The organism is Paraburkholderia sp. BR10937 (assembly GCF_040965695.1).
Classification (GTDB): domain Bacteria; phylum Pseudomonadota; class Gammaproteobacteria; order Burkholderiales; family Burkholderiaceae; genus Paraburkholderia.
Genome location: NZ_JBFRCL010000077.1, coordinates 1 through 16,479 on the forward strand (window position 1 = coordinate 1; position 16,479 = coordinate 16,479).

16 protein-coding genes are annotated in these 16,479 nt (G+C 65.8%); 4 read left to right on the top strand and 12 right to left on the bottom strand.

Going from position 1 to position 16,479, the window contains the following annotated elements; translation table 11 throughout:
* Positions 1-318 precede the first annotated feature (318 nt).
* The 5 genes from AB4Y44_RS37900 to AB4Y44_RS37920 all read right to left on the bottom strand — a co-directional run bounded on the left by AB4Y44_RS37900 (position 319) and on the right by AB4Y44_RS37920 (position 3,920).
* Positions 319-1,653 carry an epoxide hydrolase family protein gene (locus AB4Y44_RS37900; protein ID WP_368702368.1) on the bottom strand — a complete coding sequence of 445 codons (1,335 nt, stop codon included), beginning with the start codon at positions 1,651-1,653 and terminating at the stop codon, positions 319-321.
* Positions 1,654-1,798: 145 nt separating this feature from the next.
* Entirely contained in the window at positions 1,799-2,266 is a 468-nt protein-coding gene (locus tag AB4Y44_RS37905) for a MarR family winged helix-turn-helix transcriptional regulator (protein WP_368702369.1), read from the bottom strand.
* A 139-nt stretch (positions 2,267-2,405) separates the two neighbouring features.
* Positions 2,406-2,675: a hypothetical protein gene (locus AB4Y44_RS37910; RefSeq protein WP_342922143.1), complete on the bottom strand. Its 270-nt coding sequence runs from the start codon at positions 2,673-2,675 to the stop codon at positions 2,406-2,408.
* Between the two features lie 68 nt (positions 2,676-2,743).
* Complete coding sequence (locus AB4Y44_RS37915) at positions 2,744-3,190, bottom strand: Ohr family peroxiredoxin (RefSeq protein WP_368702370.1); 447 nt, start codon at positions 3,188-3,190, stop codon at positions 2,744-2,746.
* Positions 3,191-3,446: 256 nt separating this feature from the next.
* Complete coding sequence (locus AB4Y44_RS37920) at positions 3,447-3,920, bottom strand: OsmC family protein (protein WP_342922141.1); 474 nt, start codon at positions 3,918-3,920, stop codon at positions 3,447-3,449.
* A 118-nt stretch (positions 3,921-4,038) separates the two neighbouring features.
* Between AB4Y44_RS37920 and AB4Y44_RS37925 the strand changes: the two genes are divergently transcribed.
* Both AB4Y44_RS37925 and AB4Y44_RS37930 read left to right on the top strand, forming a co-directional pair.
* Positions 4,039-4,692, top strand: a complete 654-nt coding sequence (locus AB4Y44_RS37925; protein WP_368702371.1) for a GntR family transcriptional regulator — start codon at positions 4,039-4,041, stop codon at positions 4,690-4,692.
* Positions 4,693-4,802: 110 nt separating this feature from the next.
* Positions 4,803-5,444: a GNAT family N-acetyltransferase gene (locus AB4Y44_RS37930; protein WP_368702372.1), complete on the top strand. Its 642-nt coding sequence runs from the start codon at positions 4,803-4,805 to the stop codon at positions 5,442-5,444.
* Positions 5,445-5,457: 13 nt separating this feature from the next.
* Here AB4Y44_RS37930 and AB4Y44_RS37935 read toward each other — a convergent pair whose 3' ends face one another.
* The 4 genes from AB4Y44_RS37935 to AB4Y44_RS37950 form a co-directional block, all read right to left on the bottom strand.
* Positions 5,458-7,032: an EAL domain-containing protein gene (locus AB4Y44_RS37935; protein WP_368702373.1), complete on the bottom strand. Its 1,575-nt coding sequence runs from the start codon at positions 7,030-7,032 to the stop codon at positions 5,458-5,460.
* 191 nt (positions 7,033-7,223) lie between these two features.
* Positions 7,224-8,954, bottom strand: a complete 1,731-nt coding sequence (locus AB4Y44_RS37940) for a diguanylate cyclase (protein WP_368702374.1) — start codon at positions 8,952-8,954, stop codon at positions 7,224-7,226.
* Positions 8,955-9,153: 199 nt separating this feature from the next.
* A complete protein-coding gene (locus tag AB4Y44_RS37945; protein ID WP_368702375.1) occupies positions 9,154-9,795 on the bottom strand; it encodes an HD domain-containing protein in 642 nt (213 codons plus the stop codon).
* 58 nt (positions 9,796-9,853) lie between these two features.
* Positions 9,854-10,114 carry a hypothetical protein gene (locus AB4Y44_RS37950; protein WP_368702376.1) on the bottom strand — a complete coding sequence of 87 codons (261 nt, stop codon included), beginning with the start codon at positions 10,112-10,114 and terminating at the stop codon, positions 9,854-9,856.
* Positions 10,115-10,132: 18 nt separating this feature from the next.
* On the opposite strand from AB4Y44_RS37950, the gene AB4Y44_RS37955 reads away from it, so the two are divergent.
* Entirely contained in the window at positions 10,133-11,620 is a 1,488-nt protein-coding gene (locus AB4Y44_RS37955; RefSeq protein WP_368702377.1) for an ATP-binding protein, read from the top strand.
* 24 nt (positions 11,621-11,644) lie between these two features.
* On the opposite strand, the gene AB4Y44_RS37960 is transcribed toward AB4Y44_RS37955, so the two are convergent.
* Positions 11,645-12,142, bottom strand: a complete 498-nt coding sequence (locus tag AB4Y44_RS37960; RefSeq protein WP_342922133.1) for a thioesterase family protein — start codon at positions 12,140-12,142, stop codon at positions 11,645-11,647.
* A 296-nt stretch (positions 12,143-12,438) separates the two neighbouring features.
* On the opposite strand from AB4Y44_RS37960, the gene AB4Y44_RS37965 reads away from it, so the two are divergent.
* Positions 12,439-13,422 (top strand): response regulator, encoded by a 984-nt coding sequence (locus AB4Y44_RS37965; RefSeq protein ID WP_342922132.1) that lies wholly within the window; start codon positions 12,439-12,441, stop codon positions 13,420-13,422.
* A gap of 18 nt (positions 13,423-13,440) precedes the next feature.
* Here AB4Y44_RS37965 and AB4Y44_RS37970 read toward each other — a convergent pair whose 3' ends face one another.
* Both AB4Y44_RS37970 and AB4Y44_RS37975 read right to left on the bottom strand, forming a co-directional pair.
* Positions 13,441-15,201: a methyl-accepting chemotaxis protein gene (locus AB4Y44_RS37970; protein ID WP_368702378.1), complete on the bottom strand. Its 1,761-nt coding sequence runs from the start codon at positions 15,199-15,201 to the stop codon at positions 13,441-13,443.
* Positions 15,202-15,367: 166 nt separating this feature from the next.
* Entirely contained in the window at positions 15,368-16,399 is a 1,032-nt protein-coding gene (locus AB4Y44_RS37975) for a LacI family DNA-binding transcriptional regulator (RefSeq protein WP_368702379.1), read from the bottom strand.
* Between the last annotated feature and the right edge of the window lie 80 nt (positions 16,400-16,479).

Genomic DNA, 16,479 nt, shown 5'->3' on the forward strand with positions numbered 1-16,479 from the left:
CGAGCAGAAAGGTCAGGTGACTGGAAAGCATCGCGCCGAAAAGTTAACAGCTCGGCGCGTCGTTTACAACACCTTCTCGCCATCAAAACAACAATGCCGTTCAGGCTTAACTGAACGGCATTACCGGAATTTGCGCCGTTTTTTCCCATTGAGCAATCCTTGCGGTCCCGCGTTGTGCAGTATTTGGGAGATGGGGCGGCCGCTGTATCAGTCCGTCGCACAGGCGCTCCGAGGCTTTTGCCGCTGGCGATGGCGCGAGCCTTCGGAGTCCTTGATAAAATCGTCGGACACCCGAAAGCTCACGCGTGCGGCATTGCGTCAGGCCGGCTGACGCAGCGTCCTGAAGGTCGCGCGGACTTCTTCCGTGAACGCGGCAGGCTGCTCCCATGCGGCGAAATGGCCGCCTTTCGGAAGGCGATTGTAGTGAATCAGCCTGGGGTAGGCGCGTTCCGTCCAGCTCTTTGGCGCGGCGTAGATCTCGTCCGGGAAGACGCTCACGCCAACCGGCAGCTCCACATGCTTGGGCTCGAAAAAGTTGAGCTTGTTTTCCCAATACAGGCGCGCGGAGGAGACCGCCGTCTTCGTCAGCCAGTAGAGCGTGACGTTGTCGAGCACGTCGTCCTTAGTCAGGCCTTCTGGCTGGCCCGCGAACACGCGCGCGATCATCGCCTGACCGCTCGCGTCGTGGTCGAGCATCCATGCAGCGAGGCCGACCGGCGAATCCTGGATGGCGTAGAGCGTCTGCGGGCGGTTCGCCATTTCGAGCGCGTAGCCCAGACCATGCTTGTAAAAGTAATCGAGCTGGTCGTACGCGTGCTGCTCTTCCGGCAACAGCCCGGCCGGGGGCGGCGTGCCGTCCTTGAGCGATCTGGCGACAGCGTCGGGCACGGTCGCGGGCATGTTGGTATGAATGCCCACGAGTCCTGCCGGCTTGAGCAGCGCGAGCTGTTCCGTCACGGCATTGCCCCAGTCGCCTCCTTGCGCGGCGTAGCGCTTGTAGCCGAGCCGGTCCATCAGCACGACCCAGGCGCGAGCGACACGCTGCGGGTCCCAACCGGTCTTCGTCGGTTTGCCCGAGAAACCGTAGCCCGGCAGCGAAGGAATGACGACGTGGAACGCATCGGATGCGCTCCCGCCATGCGCGGTCGGATTGGTCAGCGGTTCGATGATCTTCAGCTGCTCGATGATCGAGCCGGGCCAGCCGTGCGTGACGACGATCGGCAGCGCGTTCTCGTGCGTCGAGCGCACATGGATGAAGTGAATATCGAGCCCGTCGATTTCCGTGACGTATTGCGGCAGCGAGTTGAGCCGCGCTTCCACCCTGCGCCAGTCGTAGTCGGTGGCCCAGTAGCTGGCGAGCCGTTGCATGGTTGCGAGCTGCACGCCTTGCGAGGCGTCGTCGACCGTTTCGCGCTCGGGCCATTGCGTCGCGACGATGCGCCGCCGCAGGTCGGTCAGCGCCGCTTCCGGGGCATGCACGCGCAGCGGGCGAATCGAAGACGGATCGCCGGCGGCGATCTGCGTGAGTCCGCCGGCCGACGGCTTCGATTCCGCGAAGGCGAAGCGGCTCATTGCGGCGCCTGCAAGCGTGATGGCAGCGGCGCCGATGAAGCGCCGGCGCGAAAGCGGTGTGGGATGAAGATCGGTTGACATAGCAATTCCTGATGGTGACGTTGGACCGTGGCGAGCAGGATGCACTGGATGTGCGTATACCTTCCCTCAACCACGGTATTTGTCGTAGTCCTGACTATTGATGATCGAAGCCGGTCCGCAAAATCCGTGGGCGCGGCTGCGACGGCTATTCGGTGTCGAGTGAACGAATCAGATTGGCGCGCAGGTTCACGATCGCCCTTTGCAGCTTCATGAATTCGTCGTGGCCCAGCCCGGTCGCATCGGCGAGATCCGCGATTTTCAGGCTCTTTTCGCGCAGTTTCCGGCCGCTGGCGGTCAGGCTCACACGCACCTGGCGCTCATCTTCCGGATCGCGCCGCCGCTGCACGTATCCCATCGCTTCGAGCTTTTTCAGCATCGGCGTCAGCGTGTTGGATTCGAGAAACAGCTTCTCGCCCAGGCCGCTCACCGTCTGGTTGTCCTGCTCCCAGAGCGCGATGATCGCGATGTACTGCGGATAGGTCAGCCCGAGTTCGTCGAGGATCGGCTTGTACGCCTTGCCGAACGCCAGATTGGTCGAGTAGACCGCGAAGCAAAGGTAGTCTGCGAGCGGCGCGGGCGTGGCGCCCTGCGCCGGGTGGTCCGTCGATTTCATGGTCATCCTCTTCAGGCAAAGGCCTCAATGGCTCGCAAACTTGAATAAATCGCTTGCGATTATATCGTAGGCCGACACCGGTTCCGCCGTACATCGCCATCGCGATGCCCGGCGAAACAGCCACGACGCGGTGGCGCAATCAATGGTGGGCGAAGAGGCTGTTTCGCTCCATCGAGACGCGGCTGCCCGCGGCCGAGGTGGCGTCGGCCATGCCGCCGTACGCCGTCGCTGCGGTGCCGCTTTCGGCGCGCTCGGCCGCGAGCGTTTGCACGCTCTGACCGCGTTGCGATGCCGGTGCGCCGACTTCGGGCCGATAGGACGGGGCCGGGCCGTAGCCGCTGGCGAATGCGGGGGCGGCTGCGCTGACGGAAAGGGCGATGAGGAGCTTGGCGATGAATTGGGTCTTCATGATCGGATCTCGCTAGGTGAATGTGAATTGCAGTGAATTTGGCTGAAAGCGTGAATTGCGGTTGCCGGTTATGCGGTGACGACAGTGAGGCTCACGTCGATGTTGCCGTGCACGGCCTTCGAGTACGGGCAGATCTGATGGGCGCTGCGTGCGATGGCCTCGGCCACGTTTTGCTCGATGCCCGGCAGCGTGACCGTGAAGTGCGCGCCCAGGAACCAGGCGGCGCCGGTCTGGCCGACGTCGACCTGAATGTCGACCGAAGCGTGCTCCGGCAGGGCGACCTTCTTCAGCGAGGCCGCGATGGCGAGCGCGGAGATGTAGCAGGCCGACCATGCGCCGGCGAACAGCTGCTCGGCGCGCGGATGCGGTTCGGTCGCGACGATGTCGAGGGTTTCGCCGCTTGAAGACGTCAGTTCGAGGTCGACGACGCCGAATTCACCGCGTTGGGCCGCGGGGTCGTGATTGATGGTGGTGTGGGTGCTGCCCGAGAACAGCACTTTGTCGATCGTTGCCATGTTGCGCTCCTTGATGGATTTCAGGGTTGGACCATATGCGTCGTATAAGATCGAATCGCATGCGATGCATAATGGACGAGAAATTTCCCCTTGTCAAGCGCATAAGATTAAATCGCATACGAGTTATTTGGGCAGGCTTCGCCGGGGGCGATCGGACGTAAGGACGTTATCTATCGTTTCGCTTGGGAATTTGTGATCGAGACCTGTTTGCCGGCACTCGCGGGAGTGCCGGAGCGGACTCGGGGTTCGCGAGCCGTTACGCAGCCAGTTCGATGGTCGGCTCGCAAACGATGGGGAAGTTGACCGAGTTGGCGATATAGCACTGCTCGTGCGCCGCGTGATGCAGCCGCTCCGCGAGACTGCGGTTGTCGCTCGCGCGGATCGTCACGTGCGGGCGCAGCACGATCTTCGTGAAGGCGCCGCGCTGCGGCGTATCGGCCATCGTGCCTTCGGCCTCGTCTTCATAGGCGAGCACCGCGATGCCCGCCTCGGCGCACAGGTGCAGATACCAGAGCTTGTGGCACGCCGAAGCCGAGGCTACGAGCAGATCTTCGGGGTTCCAGCGTGAACCGTCGCCGCGAAAGGCTGGATCCGACGAGCCCGGAATGTTCGGCTTGCCGTTCGCGCGGATCACGTGATCGCGGTCGTAGTCGCGATAGCCCGAGGTGCCGCTGCCGCGATTGCCCGTCCATTGCACCGAAACGCGGTAGGTGTGTTCGCCATGCGCCATGCTGACTCTCCGTCCGTTCGAAAGGGGGTACGTCATTATGAACGCAATCGGCATTTTGGTATACCATTATGCCGAAATGGCTCAGATGAGAACCGGACGCGAACCGGACATGACACGCATGGAAACAAAATTCGACTCCACGGCGGACGCGGTTGCGTCCGGCTTGCGCGACCTGATCGTCAGCGGCGAACTGGGCGGCGGCGAGCGCCTCGTCGAGCGCGATCTCGCGGAGCGTTTCGAGGTGAGCCGCATTCCGCTGCGCGAAGCGATCCAGCGGCTCGCGCGCGAGGGGCTCGTCGAGATTTTCCGCAATCGCGGCGCGGTCGTGCGCATGCTCACGGTGCAGGACGTGGAAGAAATCTACGGCTTGCGCGCGCTGCTCGAAGGCGACGCGGTCTTTCAGGGCGTCAAGCGCCTCGACCCCGAAACGCTCGCCCGCGCGGAACTCGTTCACCGGCTGCTGGGCGAGGCGCTCACCACACAGAAGCAGGGCGAACTCAACCGCGAGTTTCACGAACTGCTTTACGGCGCGTGCGGCAACGCCCGGCAACTGGCGGCGATCCGCGAACTGCGCGCGCAGGTGGAGCGCTACGAGCGGCTGCAGATTACGCTGCTTGCCGATACGCCCTCGTTTCAGCACGAACACGAGGCCATCCTGGAAGCCTGCCTGGCACGCAACGCCCGCAGCGCGCGCGCCTCGACCATGGCGCATATCGACTCGGCGAAGCGCATCGTGCTCGCCGTGGTGGAGCGCATGGCAGCGCAAGGCTAGCGCGCTTACGCCTCTGATTCACACCATCCGCGCCGGTTTTTACGACATTTTTTCTTGTGGCCCTTACGGACCAACCCTAGACTGGGGGCATCGAAACGACTGGAGACGCCATGTCGATCTCGCGTGCAACCCAGCGCCCGGATGAGCAGATCACTTCCGTGCATCCCGGCCTCGGCCGGCTCGTGCTGAGGCGCTTCGATCCGCGCCACGACTCATGGGAAGCGCTCACGCGTTTGCTGCATCGTGCGTTCTCGCGGCTCGCGTCGCTCGGATTGCACTGCTCGTGTGCCGATCAGGCAGCGAGCCTCACGCGTGAACGCGCGCTGGCTGGCGACTGCTTCGTCGCCATCTGCAATGGCAGGATCGTCGGTACGCTCACGGTGGAAGGTCACGACAGCCATTCGCAGTGCGAACATTATCGCCAGCGCAGCGTGGCTTCGGTCCATCAGTTCGGCATCGAGCCAAAATGGCAAAGCCGCGGTATCGGCCGTGCGCTGCTCGCGTTCGCGGGGCGGTGGGCGGCTGCGCGCGGCTACACGCAGCTCGCGCTCGACACGCCGTTTCCCGCCTCCCACCTGATCGCGTTCTATCGCGCACAAGGCTTTAGTCTCGTCGATGTCGTGCGCTTTGCGGGTCGCGGCTACGACAGCGCCGTGCTCAGCAGGGCCGCCGCGGCGCGGTCCGGCGGCGTGGCATTCCCGGACTTGCCCGGCGGGCTGCCGCACGCCGCGTCGCCGGGTTCGTTCGCCTGAGCGTGCGTCACGCTCACGTCTCGCGCGTGCGCGCCGCTTCACGCTCCAGGTAGCGCAGGAATTCGTCGGCGGGCATGGCCTTCGCATAGAGCCAGCCCTGCGCGAACTGCACGCCGTGCTCGCGCAGATACTGCGCCTGCGCCTCGGTTTCCACGCCCTCGGCGACCATCAGCAGGTCGAGGCTGCGCGCCATTTCGATGATGTGCGGCACGATCTTGTTCATTTCCTCGCCGCTCGCCAGCGAGCGGATGAACGCGCGGTCGATCTTGATGCCGTCCACCGGCAAGTCTTGCAGATACGAGAGACTCGAATACCCCGTGCCGAAATCGTCGATGAAAATGCGGTGGCCGGCCGCGCGAAATGCTTCGAGAACGGGCGCGGAGCTGGCCGTATCCATGAGCGTGCGCTCGATCGCTTCGAACCAGATTTGTTCGGCGCGCACGGCATATTTCGCGAGGTTCGCCTTGAGGGTTTCGAGCACGCGTGTGCCGGCGAGATCCTTGCCGGCAAGGTTGAGCGAGACGTGCAGATCGCGGCGACGCGCGAGCACGGCGCCCACGCCCTCGAACACGGAACGTATGACCTGATCGGTGATGGGCTCGGCGAGACCGAGCGATTCCGCCATGGGAATGAAGGTGTCCGGCGCGACGATGGTGCCGTCTTCGAGCTTCCAGCGCACGAGCGCTTCCGCGCCGACGCAGCGCCCGCTCTCCAGCGAGACGAGCGGCTGCAGCCACGCCACGAACTGGCGCCGCCGGATGCCCTGCAGCATCGCGTTGCGCGGCGTGCGCAGCTTGCGGCGCCAGCGCAGGACGAGCCACGTGCCGATCGCGCTCAGGACGAGCGCGGGCGGGATCATGGTCCTCAGTTGCGCGGACAGGTTGCGGCGCATGCGTTCCTCGGGCTCGTACGCGACCACCGCGATGGGGTAGCGCTGCGAGCGCTCGACGACGTAATAGCGTCCCTCGAAATACGGGCTCCCGCTGGTGCGCTGCAGCGCTGCGCGTACGAGGGCATGGTCGGTGTTCGTCCAGCTTGAAATCACGGCGCCGTCCTGCGTTTCGAGCACGGTCAGCTCGATGGTGTCGTCGAGCGGCACGATATCGAGGTAGAAGCGCGGATCGATCACCACGACGTGATTGCCGAGGCGCATGTTGAGCATGCGCCGCTCAGTGCCGGGCCTGCCGACTTCGGTATGCCAGGCGGTGAAGCTTTGGGCATAGGTCCATTCGGGCGGCGGCAACGCGGTATCGATGGTGCCGCGTTGCGAACTGCAGTGCAGCCGTACGCCATCGGTCGTGGCGACTTCGCGAATGTATCGATACTGTTCCTCGACATGCCGCAGGCGCTGCGTGTGCTCGCTCGTGCACGGCGCGTCGGAGTATGACATCAGCTCGCGCAGGGCGGACTCGGCTTCGGCGGTCACCAGGTCGGCGCGCAGCAGCGCGCGATGCGAAAAGACGTCCACGTGCCGGCGCTGCTGGCGTTCGAACACGGCATCCGACGCGTACACCGCGGCCGTGAGCGTTGCCATGACGGCGAACGCCACGACACAGAACGTCGTCAGGGCGGTGAGTCGGCTGCTCATGGTGTACGGTCGGGCTCCGGCGTCGCGAACGAAGGCGGCGCGCGGCCTTCGTCGATCGCCGCTGCCGATGGTAGCGTCTTTCCGCTGGCGGCGACGCGTTGCTGTCCGGCGCGCGAGCGCAATCGCCGTGGCCGCCGGCGCCCCCGCTCATGCGTGACGCATGAGAACGGCCAGCGGGCGTCAAGCGCAGGTCAGGCGCGGGCGGCATCGATCGATCGGGAATCCTCTGCAACGACACGATTGCGACCGCCTTCCTTTGCGGCGTAGAGCCGCCGGTCGGCGACCTGCATGAGCGCTTCGTAATGGGCGGGGCAGTCGGCGGGACTGGCCGCTACGCCAATCGAGACGGTGAACGCAATCGCATCGGGGTTCACGGCCTCGCCCGGCGCGCCGGCGCCATGCGCCGCATCCGCGGCGTGCGCTTCGACCGCGCGGCGGATGCGTTCGGCCACACCCGCCGCCGTGGCGAGATCCGCGCCGGGCAGCAGCGCCGCGAACTCCTCGCCGCCCACGCGCGCGGGCATTTCCGCGCTGCGCAGGTTGTTGCGCAGGATCTCCGCAAAGATCACCAGCACGCGGTCGCCCGCCGCGTGGCCGAAGCGGTCGTTCACGCGCTTGAAGTAGTCGATATCGAGCATCAGCATCGCGACGGCGGGCGTCGCCGCTTCACCGCCTTCGCGGGCGGCGCGCTCCAGCGTCTCGTCGAACGCTTCCTGGAAGCGCCGCCGGTTCGCGAGGCCGGTGAGCGGATCGCTGCGCGCGAGCGTTTCGAGCCGCGTACTCGCCTCGACGTACTGGCCGAATATGTGCTTGACGATGCGCAGCGTGCCGACGAGCAGCACCGCGATGGCCAGCCAGGCGACGATCAGCGGGCTGTTGAACACGCGGCGAGCGGCCGCGAGCGTGAGTTCCGAGTCGTCCGTGTCCGCGAGCAGCATCCAGTGCGTCTCGCCCACGTGCTGGAACAGCAGGTAGCGGCCCGAGCGTACGGCGTAACCCTTGCCGCGCTTCATCCATGCCGTCGCCGACGCGCGCGCCACGTCGAGCAGATGCGGATCGAACCGCGCGGGACGCCGCGCCGTGATCTCGCCATTGACGAAATAGACGAGGTCGCCGTTGCTGTTCAGGAGGCCGAACTCGGCAGGCGCCTCGTCGTCGGTCAGGTTCGAGGTGGCGAGCTGGAGCGAGAGCAGGCGCGAGGGCGCGACGTCCATCACCACGGCGCCGCGAAACTGGCCGTTCGCGTAGACGGGCGCGCTGAGCGTGGCGATCGCCTCGCTCTTTTTCGACTCGGTATAGATCGGAGTCCAGACGATATCGCGCCCCCGATTCTGGCCCGTGACATGCAGGCGGTAGTAGGGCATGGTGCTGAAGCGCCGCAACAGGTCGGGCGCGTGCGCGTCGGGGCGTTCGGGCGAGAGCACGTACAGGCCGTTGGCCGAGATGTACGCAACCGTGCTTTGCACCGCGTCGGCGTGCTGGCTGATCGCAAGAAGCGGGCTGATCGCGCGCGCGAGCACGATGTCGGCGGGCAGCGTGGCGGCGTCGCGGTGAAACCCCTCGATGCCCGCGAGCCCTTGCGCATTGGTGCCGAACACGAGCGGTCCATCCATCGCGCCGGGAGCCGTCCATTGCAGCGCGCCGCTGTCGCGCAGCGCGGCCTGCGCCTTCGGATTCTGCAAGCCGGCGCGCTGCTGGCTCGGCGATTCGAGGATGCGTTCCGCATAGTCGCGCAGGAACAGCAGGCGCCGGCGCTCCGCGGAGATCAGCGCGTCCACGCCCACGGCGCGCACCTCGAGGTCGCGCTGGCGGCTATGGAGGTCGTAGCGCGTCATCTGGTACAGCTGGCGCAGGCCCACGCCGCTCACCAGCGCCATCGCCACAAGAAAGCACACCGTCACGACGAGGTGCGGGCGTTTCATGACCATGCTGGAGAAGCCGTGCGGCCGCGTGCGGCCTGGCGTGTGCTGCATGAAGCCCCCGGGGACTGCGACTGGACGCGCGCATCGCGTTGCGGCGTGGCCCGGCAGCGCGTTTGCGGGCATCGCGATGAGCATAGCATCGCCTGTCAGAATCGCGCCGCATGCCGCGTCAGATGTCCCGGATCGCCTCCGGAGTCACTCACCCGCGCCAGGCCGAATGGCGGATCACGCTGCAGAAGTTGCCGGCATGGAAGTGCGGGTCCTTGTCCGCGAGCACGTCGGCCTTGACGTTGCCGAACGTGGTGGCGGGCTTGTGTTTGATGCCGTCATGGAAGGTCTGGATGATGTCCTCCTTGAAGTGCTCGCTGCGCGGGTGCGCGTGGACCACGGCCTCGCGCTCGGTGTCGCTGAAGCGGTCGTAGGCAATGCCGAGCACGTCCATTTCGACGCCCGCGGTGACGAGCGCGATCACCGGATGCATGTGCTGCGGGATGCCCGGCGTCGTATGCAGCGCGATGGCGGTCCACACGAGGTCGATGTCGTGCTGCGAGATGCCGTGGCCGCGCAGGAAATCGCGCGCGGCATTCGCGCCGTCCACTTCGAAGCGCTCGTGCTCGCTGCTGTGCGCGTGCGTGAGGCCCATGTCATGAAACATTGCACCGGCGTAGAGCAGTTCGCGATCGAACTTCAGGCCGAGCCTGCGCCCGGCCAGGGCGCCGAAATAATAGACGCGACTCGAATGATGGAACAGCAGCGGCGATTCGGTGTCGCGCACGAGTTCGGTGATTTCGCGGGCGAGCTTGCTGTCGGGGATGGCGACATCGGCAAGGGTCGGGGTCATCTGGGTGCTCCGTCGGGGTGGATGATGACCTCTATTCTGGGCGGCGCCAGGGTTGTCCTCAATCGACGGATGGCGTGGTTTTCTGCCAATTCGACCGAATTTGGGCCATGACGGATTCGTGGCACATGGCGGCGTCGCCGATAGCGGCAAAATTTCGCCGCAACGAGGGATTAGCGGCGATAATCGGCAAAATCGATTCGATCGGCGCGCATTTCATGCGCCCTGCATCGGGCGGCGAGATCCGGCCCGCGAATCGCACATCGGGCGCACGGGGAACGCTGCAGGGAACGCGCCGCGCCAACCAGGTCGGTAAGAACAAGAACCCACGCGACAGACTATGTATTCGATCCTGCCAGCGTTCGTGTCCGCATTATTTCTCGGATTCGGCGTCTACGTGCTCCTGACTGAGGGCTTCACGCGCCTCTCGGTGCCGTTCGCCCTGATGTGCGCGACCACGTTCTTCTGGCAGGGCACCTGGGCGTTTCTGTTCCAGACGTCCGATCCCGAGCTGTCCGCCGTGCTCGTCAAGGTCGGCTACTTCTTCATCCTGTTTCTGCCCACCACGTTCTATCACTTCGTGACCGAAGTGAGCGCCCGGCGCGGCGAACGCCCGCTCCTGATCGCCTCGTACCTGCTCAGCGTGCTGCTCGCGGCGCTGCTGCTGCTGAGCGATGCCGTCGTGGACGGCTACGGCACGTTCTTCTTCGGCAAGTATCCGAAGGCGGGCATGCTGCATCCCGTGCACGTGGCGCAGACCGTGCTGCTCGCGTGCCGCAGCGCCTGGCTGCTGTACGCCGCGCGCGGCCAGACGCACGCGCACGACCGCCGCAAGCTGCTCGACCTGTGCTTCGTGAGCCTCGGCCTGTACGCGCTCGCCGCCACCGACTACGCCGTGAATTACGGGCTCGCGTTCTATCCGGTGGGCGCCGTGTTCATCGCGATCAGCCTTGGCATTCTCGCGGTCACGATCGTGCGCTACGGCCTCATGCGCCCGTACCTCATCGCGGCCACTGTGGCGCATGAGGTCGCCACGCCGCTCGCGGCCATCGGCATGCATGCAGAGGAAATCGGCAACGTGCTGCCCGAACTCATGCGCGGCTACCAGCTCGCCGTGCAGCACCAGTTGTGCGTGGACGGACTCTATCCCGGGCAGTCGGAGCGCCTGTCCTCGCTCGCCACCTCGATACGCCGCCAGGTGGACAGCACGAGCACGGTGGTGGAAATGTCGCTGGCTTCGTTCACGCTCGACCGGCTCGACCGCCGCAGCTTCGAGACCTACCCGGTGCGCTCCTGCGTGAATGCCGCGCTCGAGCGCTTTCCATTCCGCACTGGCGAGCGCGACATGGTGGAGGTGGCGCCCATCGACGCGCAGCTGAGTTTCTCGGGTTCGGATTCGCTCGTCGTGTTCGTGCTGTTCAATCTGCTCAAGAACGCGCTCTTCGCGATTCACGCGGAAATGGCCGAAAGAATCGACAGGGTGAGCGACTACGTGGGCCGCGTTCAGATCGGCGCGACGAGCGAAGCGGGCTTTTGCGTGCTGCGCTTCATCGACAACGGCTGCGGCATTCCCGCCGATGTCCTGCCGCGCGTGTTCGATCCGTTCTATTCGACCAAGGCGCATGGGCGCGGCGCCGGCATGGGCCTCACGTTCTGCCGCCGCGTGGCCGAGGCGCTGGGCGGCACGATCGCCTGCGAGTCCGAGCCGCACGTGCACACCACCTTCACGATCCGCCTGCCCGAGCCCGGCACGAGTGCCGACCGCGCGCTGCACGACGCACCGGCGAAGCCCCGCCGCTTTCCGGCGGGGCAGGATTTCGCGGGCTAGTTCAGATAGCCGGGTTCAATCCGCTCAGTTCGAACCCGAAGGCAGGACCAGTTCGTATTCCTTCACGCGCTCGATGATGCCGGGCGGAAAGCGGCGAATGCGCTTGTCGGTGCCGGCAAAGAGAATCTGCTGATAGCCGAGCGAAACGGGCCGCCCGTCCACGCAAAAGCGGAACACGAGATACGCGGAGCACTGACGCACCTGGAAGGTGTTGAGGTAGCAATCCACGCGCTGGAACGGAAAGGTTTCCTGCACGTATTCCTGGTGTGCGCGCTTGGTGACGAACACGCCGCCCGAGGCGAGCAGATTGTTGTGAATGCACTCGTGAAACCAGCGTTCGCGGCAAATGCCCTGCCATTCGAAATAGCGGGCGAAATACGTGTTCATGAACGCGTTCGAGTCCTTCAGGTAGATGTCGATGACGTGATGGAACGTTTTGGTCGGCGTAGCTTCCATGATTTCGTCGGAGAATCCGGCGGTGCCACGGGACAGGAAGGCGGGAATGGATTCGCGTGCGTACATCAGAGTGACTCCAGATAGGGGCTGCAGGCGGCAGCCGCGCGTGCCTCCGGAGAAAGGGAGGCATGCACCATTCTCTTCGTGTTCCTCTTCATCCAAAACCGTGCTCCCCACATACGCAAACCGCTTCATGCACGCTGGGTGCGATAACGTTTGCGCGTGTTTGATTGACCGCGCACCTGCGGCTTCGGGTTGCTGTGTCCAGGCGAGACGCCGCATAATCCACATGTTTTCCTCGCGGTGCAGATCCGGGTGTCGGGTGCGCCGCATGAGGCGAAGCGCGCTTACCGAGATCCAGCATGAGTTCCATCGTCAGACAGCCGGTTTACCATCCCGTCTCCGTCGTTTTTCTCGACGACAGCCCCGACTTCCTCTACGCGCTGCGCGGCCTCTTTCCGGGCGCGGGCACGGACCGCTACTTCACGAGTGCGAGAGAGGCGCTGGCCTTCGTCGCTTCGCACGAGGCGCGGCAGAGTGCGCGCAATCCCGCTGCGGGCGCGGCATGGTCGGAGTTCGAGAAGCGCGGCGGCAACGCGCTGGGCGAGGACGTGATGACCGACGCGGCGCGCTTTGGCGATATCGCCGCGCTCGTCGTGGACTACGAAATGCCGGAGATGACCGGCGTCGACTTCCTGGCCGCCGCGAAGGACGTGGCGTGCACGCGCATCCTGCTCACGGCCACGGCCGACGAATCACACGCGGTGGAGGCGTTCAACGCGGGGCTGATCGACTTCTACGTGAAGAAGTCCGATCCCGCCATGACCCGCAAGCTGCGCGGCGCGATCGACGACGCCAAGCGCAAGTTCTGCGCGCGGCGCGGCCATATCGGCGTGCATGGCGTGGGCGCGATCTATGCGAACCGGCGCATCGCCGACCTGCTGCACGAAGTCGCGCTGCGCGAGCGCATCGTCGAGTACTACTGGCGCCCCGAGCAGAACGCCGTGCTCACCTTCGACGCCGAAGGCAACGCCGGCGTATTTCTCGCGTGGGACAGTCACGACTGGGCGGCGCAATGCGATGTCGTGACCGACGAAGGCGGCCCCGAAACGTTGCGCGAGGAAATGGCGGCGCGCCGCGTCATGCCGGTTTACTGGCCGAACGAGGCGTATCGGCCCGGCATGTCGCGCGTGGAGTTCGCCACGCCGCAGCCGGTGGCGGGACTCGACGACACGCATACGAGCTGGACGCGTATCGGCGATCCGGGTCTTGCGCCCGGGTTGATCACGTTTGCCGCGTGGCGGGCGGCGCAAGGCGCGCCCGCTGGGGGCGGGCGCCTTGCGTGATGACTTCCTGACCCGCGATTAGAACGTTTCCCAGTCTGCCGCTTCGTTGGAGGCGGTGGCCACGGGGCTGGCGGCAGCCGCCTTTGCCGTGACTGCGGGCGCTGGGTTCGCGGCCTTGCGGGCCGGCGTGGTTTGCGTGGCCTTCGCGGGGGCAGGGCGCTTGAGCGGTGCAGCCGGGCGCACGGCACGCGCGCGTTGGGCGGGCGCTGCCACCGCCGACGCAACCGCCGACTCTGCCTGCGCCCCGACCCGGAACACCGTCACGACGTCGCGCAAGCCGTTCGACTGCGCCGCCATCGACTGCGCCGCGGCCGATGCTTCCTCCACGAGCGCCGCATTCTGCTGCGTCACTTCGTCCATCTGGGCGACGGCGCGGTTCACCTGCTCGATGCCGGTGTGCTGCTCCTCGGAAGCCGCCGCGATTTCGCCCATCAGGTCGGCCACGCGGCGCGCCGAAATCACCACCTCGTCGATGGTCTTACCCGCTTCGTCGACGAGCTTCGTGCCTTCCGACACCTGCGCCACCGACTGCCCGATCAGGTCCTTGATCTCCTTGGCGGCGGTCGCGCTGCGCTGTGCGAGGCTGCGCACTTCGCCCGCCACGACGGCGAAGCCGCGGCCCTGGTCGCCGGCGCGCGCGGCTTCCACGGCCGCGTTGAGCGCGAGGATGTTGGTCTGGAAGGCGATGCCGTCGATCACGCCGATGATCTGCTCCACGCGCTGCGAGCTGCTCGAAATCTCGTTCATCGTTTCGACCACGCGGCGCACGACCTCGCCGCCGCGCGCGGCGACTTCCGATGCGTTCACCGCGAGCGTGTTGCCCTGGCGCGCGTTGTCGGTGTTGTGCTTGACCGTGGTCGTGAGCTCTTCGATGCTGGCGGCCGTTTCCTCGAGCGAGGCGGCCTGCTCTTCGGTACGCGAGGAAAGGTCCAGGTTGCCCGCCGCGATTTCCTTGGCGCCCGTCGTGATCGATTCGGCCGAGGTCTGGATGCGCTGCACGGTTTCGACCAGCTGGCGCTGCATCTGCTGCATCGAATGGAGCAGGCTGTGCTGGTCGCCGGGCGCGAGATTCACATGGGCCGTGAGATCGCCTTCGGCGATGCGCTGGCAGATCTGCGAGGCGTAGTCCGGCTCGCCGCCCAGGCTGCGGCGGATCGTGCCGATGAGCCACATGAGGCCGAGCGTCACGGCCGTGCCGATCACCGTCACGAGCAGGAGGTTGCTGATCAGCGCGCTGCGGAAGGCGTCGTCGATGTCGTCGGTGTAGATGCCGGTGAAGATGTGCCAGTCCCAGCCCGGCACGAGGGCGGAATACGTGATCTTTTCGACCGGCGCGCTCTTGCCCGGCTTCGGCCACCAGTAGCTGCTGTAGCCGTCGCCGCCCGTGGACGAGCTTTTGACGATCTCGAGCGCCACATGCGTGCCGCGCGGGTCCGTCATGTTCGCCTGGCTCTTGCCTTCCATCTCCGGCTTGGGCGGCACGAGCAGCGCCACGGCGTTGCTGTCGTAAATGCCGAAGTAGCCGCTCTGGTCGCCGCCGTAGCGCGTGCCGCGCAGCGTGGCGATGGCGAGGCGCTTCGCGTCGTCTGCGCTCAGGTGGCCGGCGGCGGCTTCCTTCTGGTAGTACGAGACCACGCCCAAGGCGGTTTGCGTCTCCTGCTCGACCAGGGTCTTGCGGTCCGTCACCATCCCCGAGCGCGTCATGAAGGCGTTGGCCACCACCAGCACGACGAGCGAGATCCATAGCAGCCCGACGATGCCCCAGGCTTTCTGATTCAACGTTGTTCGCTTCACGTTCGTTTTTCTCCAGCCATCTTCGATTTGTATTTTTCGCGGCGGTGCACAGGTGCAGCGCCATCGTGTTTAACGGATGGTTTGGAGGGAACCTTAACGTTTGCGTATGGGTTCTTTGCGCTGGGTGGGACTTGCCATGCGAATTCTTTCGTTAGCCTTTCGCTCGCGGCGCCGCCGTCGAAGCCCGCACGACCAGCCGCGGCGCCGGGACCACGCATACGCGCGCCGTCGCGCCGGCGGCCGAATCCGGCGCTTCGACCAGTTCCGTGAGCAGCTCGACGGCCAGCTCCGCCGCCTCGGTCGTTGCGACCGCAACGGTCGTGAGCGCGGGCCGTGACTCGCGCGCCAGCTGAATATCGGTGATGCCGACCACGGAAAGCTCGCGCGGCACGTCGAGCCCGAGATCGGCGGCGGCCTGCATCGCGCCGAGCGCGGGCAGGTCGTTGGTCGCGAAGATCGCGGTGAGGTCGGGGTGCCGCGCCAGCAACTCGCTCGTGGCTGCGTAGCCGCCTTGCGTCGTATCCGGCGCGTAGCGTACGGGCGCGCCCGCGCCGTCGAGCCCGGCGGCCTGCATGGCCGCGACGAAGCCGTCATAGCGCGCCGCGTGAATGCCCGAAACCTTGCTGCCGACGATCGCGCCGATGCGCCGATGCCCAAGCGTCAGCAAATGCTGCGCGGCAAGCTCCCCCGCGCGCCGAAAGTCCACAGCCACGCACGGCAGGCCCGGCGGGTCGAGCGGCCGCTCCCACATGCACAGCACGACCGGCGCGCCGCGCCGCACGGTGGCGCGCAGGTCGGCAAAGTCGAGATTGGCGTTCATCACGAGCACGCCCGCGGAGAGCGTGCCCGCAATCTGTTCGAGGTAGGCGCGGCCCGTTTGCGGGTCGCCATCCGTATTGCAGATGATGAGGAAGCGCCCGCTGCGCCGCAGCGCATTCTCCACGGCGAGCGCGAACTCCGGATAGAACGGGTTCGCGATGCTCGACACCATGAGCGCGATGGTGGGCGGCCGCCCTTCAGCGAGCGCGCGGGCCGACAAATGCGGGCGATAGCCGAGCGCCTGGACCGCTTCGAGCACGCGTTGACGCGTGGCTTCGCCCACGCGTCCGCGCCCGCGCAGGACGTTCGAGACGGTGGCCGGCGTGACGCCGGCGCGGCGCGCGACTTCGTTCAGGGTCGGCATGGGTTCTCAAACGTCCATCTCAAAATATGGGAAGGCGATTCAACATTTGCATGATCGTGACGGGCACTGCAACATTGGCC